This window comes from Agrobacterium sp. 22-209-1 (assembly GCF_053522485.1).
The window spans coordinates 1-4,532 of record NZ_JBNWCH010000021.1 but is presented as its reverse complement, the minus strand read 5'-3'; the positions used below and the strand labels follow the sequence as shown (position 1 = coordinate 4,532).

Below are 4,532 nucleotides of genomic sequence, written 5' to 3'. Positions count from 1 at the left end.
CACGGGCGCGGACTTCAGGGGAGAATTTGTTCGTCGTCTTGCTTGTCATAGACCCTACTTCTCACGAGTTGGGGTCTCCGGTAAATCCGGTGCGGTTCACACTGTTGTAGCGATTAACCCAGAGACCGTTACTGCCGTTACTCGCTTCAACGGCCTGACGACAATTTACCTGATGTCCCTCGACAGTGACGGTAAAGGGCTGAAGTTCGCCATAACGGAAGATTACGAATTCGTTTGCAAGTGCCTGACTATGCCTGACGATTTGTGACCGCTCCTGCTCGGTGGCGCCCATATCGAAACAGTAAATCCTCGTCGTTAGCCTGTCAGAAAGCGTACGATAGAGAAGGCGTGGACAAGGCTTCGCAGCCCTCACTAAGGTCGTCCCATTCCCACCAGAAGAGGAGACCGAGCCATGAGTGAGCTACAGGAATTGCTGAGAGCGAAAGCCGAGATCGAGGCGAAGATTGAGGAGGTGAAGGCTTCAGAGGTCGAGCGCCTGAAGCTCCAGTTTGTTGATCTGGCCACGCAGTTGCGGGAACTCAATTCCCTTCCATCCTCGCTGGTCGACCTGTTCACAGACAAGGCAGGCACCTTCAACGCGTATCGCACTCTGAGAGTGAAAAAGCCGGCTTGATGCAATGTCGCTCGCGCAGTTTGTCAGAGGCGCAGCGTCTGCGGAGCGTATCCGTGAAAGGATGCTGCGATCTGGCTTCACCCTTTTCGGGCAGAAGTTATGGACCGAGGATGAGGATTTCATCTGCCGCTTGTTCCATCCTGATTTCTTTGCCCTGCGCCAGATCCTGTACAACAGGACGGAGTGCGCCATCAGGGTCAGATGCAGGAAGCTGGGTCTGACGTCACCCAGAAGGACTTGGGGCCCGATCGACAAACAGCGGTTACGCAAACTGTACCCAGAAGCCACCCACGATGAACTTCGCGCTGCGTTTCCTGGGGTTGAGATCGATCGCATCCGTAAGGTGGCTCACTATTACGGCTACCGTCGTAAGCGCAAACCGTACAAAATCACGGGCGTCCAATCTCTCGATCAACTGCGATCGCGAGCTTACGAAATTGGCTGGTATATGCCAGACGTGGACGACGAGGCCGGCACGGGCCGATATTTCAGGTCACGTGGATGCAGAAGCAAATACCCTAACTTCAAGGCCATCCAGCGGGGCGTGAAGGCGCTCGGTGGACACCTCGAAGCTGCTTGGGATGAGTAGCGAGAAGACCATTTATCGTGAGTTATTGTTCAGTTGCCAGCGCACATATGTAGATGCATAACGCGAAGGCTTTATGCGCCGAATGTCTTATTTCCGCACGTTGTCGCATCTATTTACATGTCATTCGCAAATCACGTATAGCATGCATTATACGAAACGAATTGCGCCGCGCTGTGTTATGCTGTCGTTAAACGCGCATTGGAGAACCGTCATGTCCGTAAGAGACGTCGCAGAGTACATACTGCGGTCGCACGGCGAAATGACCGCCATGAAGCTGCAGAAACTGGTCTACTACTCTCAGGCGTGGTCGCTCGTTTGGGACGAACGCCCGCTGTTCAACGAGACAATACAGGCATGGGCGAATGGACCGGTTTGTCGCTCCCTTTATTCTTGGCATCATCGGCAGTTCAGCGTGGTTCCAAACAGCATCCTACCGCCGACGGCTGAGCCGAACCTCGATGAGCGCGCACGCGCGACCATTGATGCGGTTCTGGATTTCTATGGGAAGCAGTCAGCACAATGGTTGAGTGATCTAACACACCTGGAAGCACCTTGGCTGCTTGCGCGGGAGCGGGCCGGCGTAAAGGACGGCGAGCCTTCCGAAGAAGAAATACTCCTCTCTGACATGCATGAGTATTATTCTGGAATTCAGCCGGGGAATGCTCAAAACCCATGAGCAAAAAGGAAGCTCGCATCGAACGCAAGCTTGCCAAGCAGCTGAAAGAACAAGAAAAATCTGCTCGCTTAAAAGTGCAGGTAGAGTCGCAGCAAGTTCCGCGCGCTGAAGCTAATCCGATAACGGAGAAGCTACCACGATCAGATAAAGACCCCGGCAGCATCATGCAGATGCGAATGGAATACCGGATCCATGAACATGCGGACCGGGAAGGCGCCTGGTCTTGGGGTGAGCAAAGAAACTGGTGCCACTCTTCATATGGACCCGATAATGCCTGCGTTGTTCGGGCGACCATGATTGCGATGAGCGGCCTCCACTGGCATGAAATCATGAGCCAGACGACCGGTGGGAACGACCGTCACAAGAAGCATCATGCACAAAGTTGGGACACCTTGTGCCCTGAAGCCCAAGAGCGGTGGATGGAGATTGAACGTGTCGAAGAGGAGCTCTTCCGGTTTCGAACGGGTGGCAAGCAGCGTATTTGGGGTTTCCGCACCGGGCACGTTTTCAATATGGTTTGGTGGGATGCTGAGCATAAGATTTATCCCGTCGACTGATCAAAGAAATCCATCCCCTGCATGGTCTTTGAACCGGTCAGCTCGGCGCACATAGGTTTCCACGGTGCGCGGTGTCTGGTCACTTCCATGATTCGGGATATGCTCGCTCTGTTCTCTGCAGCCGAGGTAACAAAGCCCGCGCGCAGCGAGTGACCGGATAGGTTTGCAACATCGAGGCCGGCGGCGTCGGCATACTTCTTGACAATTAGCGCCACGGCTTGATCAGTCAGCGTCTCGCCTGTCAGACGGTCACCACGATTGAAACGGCGGAAGATAGGCCCCGAGGTAATATCGGCCGCCTGAAGCCACTCCTTGAGCCTGTCAGCGGGTTTCAGCGCCTTACCGTTAAGGATGGCAACCGATTGGCCTTTTGCCTCCTGGTCGGTCTTGGACTTTGGCAGGAACACATCCACACCTTCCTCGCTGAACGTCAGATCCTCGACGGTGATCGCCACAAGCTCCGATCGACGGAAGGCGCCAGCGAAACCGAGCAGCAACAACGCCTTGTCACGCTTGCCCTGGAGGCTGTCACCGTTGATCCTCGCCATCATCGCGTGAATGACGTCAACCGTTGCTGGAGCCTTCTGGCGGGCTGCTGTGCCCACTGTGCGACGTATCCCCTTCAGGATGGCTGCCACGCCCGCATTGTCGGTCGGATTATCAGACCAGCGCCGCGGTGAAAGAAGCGAATAGCAGCCAGCTTGCGGGCGATTGTGGGCACCTTCTTGCGGGAGTCGGCCAGAGAGGAAGCATAGTTCGCCACGGTCGCAGGGACGGCCGGCAGATGCGATCTACCTCGATCAGCACACCAGTCGGCAAAGTCCTGCCAATCGCCTCTGTAAGCCCGCATGGTGTTGCTGGACAGCGCAGCGCGGCCATAGTCGAGGGCAGCGTCGGAGAGATCGGAGGCAGCCTCTACCGCCGGCTGCTGGGGCATCAACGTAAGTGCGGACATAGCTCACGTCCCTAGATTTTGGTGATCCAAAACATCCATTTTGGAATGAAGCATGAGGCCGAGCTGTAGTTGTCGACGTAGCAAAATGCCCGCATGCCATACCCTTTCGAGGCCATGCACGCCCGCCGCAAATCAATGTGGACGCGACGCCGTAAATCAGGAGAGGTCCACAGGCTTGGTAAAGCTTAGCTGTTTTCTCCCCAGCCTGAGATATGGCCAACAATGATCCGGCATGAACCGTCAGCAATGACGCGAGCAGCCATTTTCCATAGGAAAACTGCCGTTCAGCAGTCGCAAAGTAGATTTCCTTCATCACCCCGTAGCGCGTCTCATACGAAATGATGCTTGTGGCTGAAGTGGTATCTTGCGTCACTGGCTTATCCTCACACCTGCTCCACCAGACGTCTGGTCTCCTTCGTGAAGGAAAGTCACTCCCGCCTCCTCAATGATCTTGGTTATAGCCGCGACGTTCCCGGCGGAGCTTCTTTCGGGTCCGATCTTATCATCTTCCATGCGTCTAATCGTGGTCAAAGATAGGCCAGACTTCTCGACCAGCTCACCTTGCGACCAGTTCAAGAGCGCTCTTGCGGCTCGTATTTGGCTAGCTTTCAACATCGGTTCCTCTTGCTATGTCACCCGTATAAACATTTTCTGCTTACGAGTAAACATTTACTGTTGACCATGGTTAATTATTATGGCTTATTCATAGACATAAAATGTTTATCGAGAAAGGAAAAAATATCATGGCAAGCAATAATGCACAGGTTCGCCTTTCCAGCCTCTTCACCAACCCAGCCCTGAAGGCAGCATTCGAACGTGCCGAGCGCGACAATGGCGCGGCTCTGGTTGTTCCGGCTCCTCGTGATCCGCAGTTGACCGGCGGCGCCGCTCTCGAACTCGCATGAACACCGCCTCCCTTTTTAGGGAGTGACAAAACCCTCTCGACAATTTGGAGAATGACAATGCCGAACACGATTCCGGCCGCTGGCGAAGCTATGCCAGTAAGCAAGCTTGACATCGCAGACCTAGGCGGTAAACTCATAAATTCTCTTGGCGCATTGCGTTCCGCGTGATTCAAGGCTTCCGAATTAGGAGCTATGATGACACGCCGCCGCTACGAA

At 54.5% G+C, this 4,532-nt stretch carries 8 protein-coding genes; 6 read left to right on the top strand and 2 right to left on the bottom strand.

The annotated features are described in order from the left end of the window. The 5 genes from ACQZ48_RS23330 to ACQZ48_RS23310 form a co-directional block, all read left to right on the top strand. Positions 1-268 (top strand): hypothetical protein (locus tag ACQZ48_RS23330; RefSeq protein ID WP_448729557.1); only part of this gene is annotated, 268 nt, incomplete at its 5' end. A gap of 144 nt (positions 269-412) precedes the next feature. Next, positions 413-634 (top strand): hypothetical protein, encoded by a 222-nt coding sequence (locus tag ACQZ48_RS23325; RefSeq protein WP_019564363.1) that lies wholly within the window; start codon positions 413-415, stop codon positions 632-634. 4 nt (positions 635-638) lie between these two features. Continuing rightward, positions 639-1,223, top strand: coding sequence for a hypothetical protein (locus tag ACQZ48_RS23320; protein WP_448729555.1), 585 nt, complete (start codon positions 639-641; stop codon positions 1,221-1,223). Positions 1,224-1,434: 211 nt separating this feature from the next. Then, positions 1,435-1,899: a Panacea domain-containing protein gene (locus ACQZ48_RS23315; RefSeq protein ID WP_019564361.1), complete on the top strand. Its 465-nt coding sequence runs from the start codon at positions 1,435-1,437 to the stop codon at positions 1,897-1,899. Then, positions 1,896-2,456 (top strand): hypothetical protein, encoded by a 561-nt coding sequence (locus ACQZ48_RS23310; RefSeq protein ID WP_448729554.1) that lies wholly within the window; start codon positions 1,896-1,898, stop codon positions 2,454-2,456. Before ACQZ48_RS23315 ends, ACQZ48_RS23310 begins: the two co-directional genes overlap by 4 nt. On the opposite strand, the gene ACQZ48_RS23305 is transcribed toward ACQZ48_RS23310, so the two are convergent. After that, positions 2,441-3,061 carry a site-specific integrase gene (locus tag ACQZ48_RS23305; RefSeq protein ID WP_448729553.1) on the bottom strand — a complete coding sequence of 207 codons (621 nt, stop codon included), beginning with the start codon at positions 3,059-3,061 and terminating at the stop codon, positions 2,441-2,443. The genes ACQZ48_RS23310 and ACQZ48_RS23305 overlap by 16 nt on opposite strands. 17 nt (positions 3,062-3,078) lie before the next feature. Beyond that, entirely contained in the window at positions 3,079-3,306 is a 228-nt protein-coding gene (locus ACQZ48_RS23300) for a site-specific integrase (RefSeq protein ID WP_448729556.1), read from the bottom strand. 848 nt (positions 3,307-4,154) lie between these two features. Between ACQZ48_RS23300 and ACQZ48_RS23295 the strand changes: the two genes are divergently transcribed. Then, positions 4,155-4,316: a hypothetical protein gene (locus tag ACQZ48_RS23295; RefSeq protein ID WP_262563366.1), complete on the top strand. Its 162-nt coding sequence runs from the start codon at positions 4,155-4,157 to the stop codon at positions 4,314-4,316. The last annotated feature ends 216 nt before the right edge of the window (positions 4,317-4,532 follow it).

What these genes read in the sequence shown, in the direction of transcription:
- ACQZ48_RS23300 (WP_448729556.1), bottom strand. Translation starts at nt 3,306, where the DNA reads ATGCGGGCTTACAGAGGCGATTGGCAGGACTTTGCCGACTGGTGTGCT.
- ACQZ48_RS23295 (WP_262563366.1), top strand. Translation starts at nt 4,155, where the DNA reads ATGGCAAGCAATAATGCACAGGTTCGCCTTTCCAGCCTCTTCACCAAC.
- ACQZ48_RS23310 (WP_448729554.1), top strand. Translation starts at nt 1,896, where the DNA reads ATGAGCAAAAAGGAAGCTCGCATCGAACGCAAGCTTGCCAAGCAGCTG.
- ACQZ48_RS23315 (WP_019564361.1), top strand. Translation starts at nt 1,435, where the DNA reads ATGTCCGTAAGAGACGTCGCAGAGTACATACTGCGGTCGCACGGCGAA.
- ACQZ48_RS23320 (WP_448729555.1), top strand. Translation starts at nt 639, where the DNA reads ATGTCGCTCGCGCAGTTTGTCAGAGGCGCAGCGTCTGCGGAGCGTATC.
- ACQZ48_RS23325 (WP_019564363.1), top strand. Translation starts at nt 413, where the DNA reads ATGAGTGAGCTACAGGAATTGCTGAGAGCGAAAGCCGAGATCGAGGCG.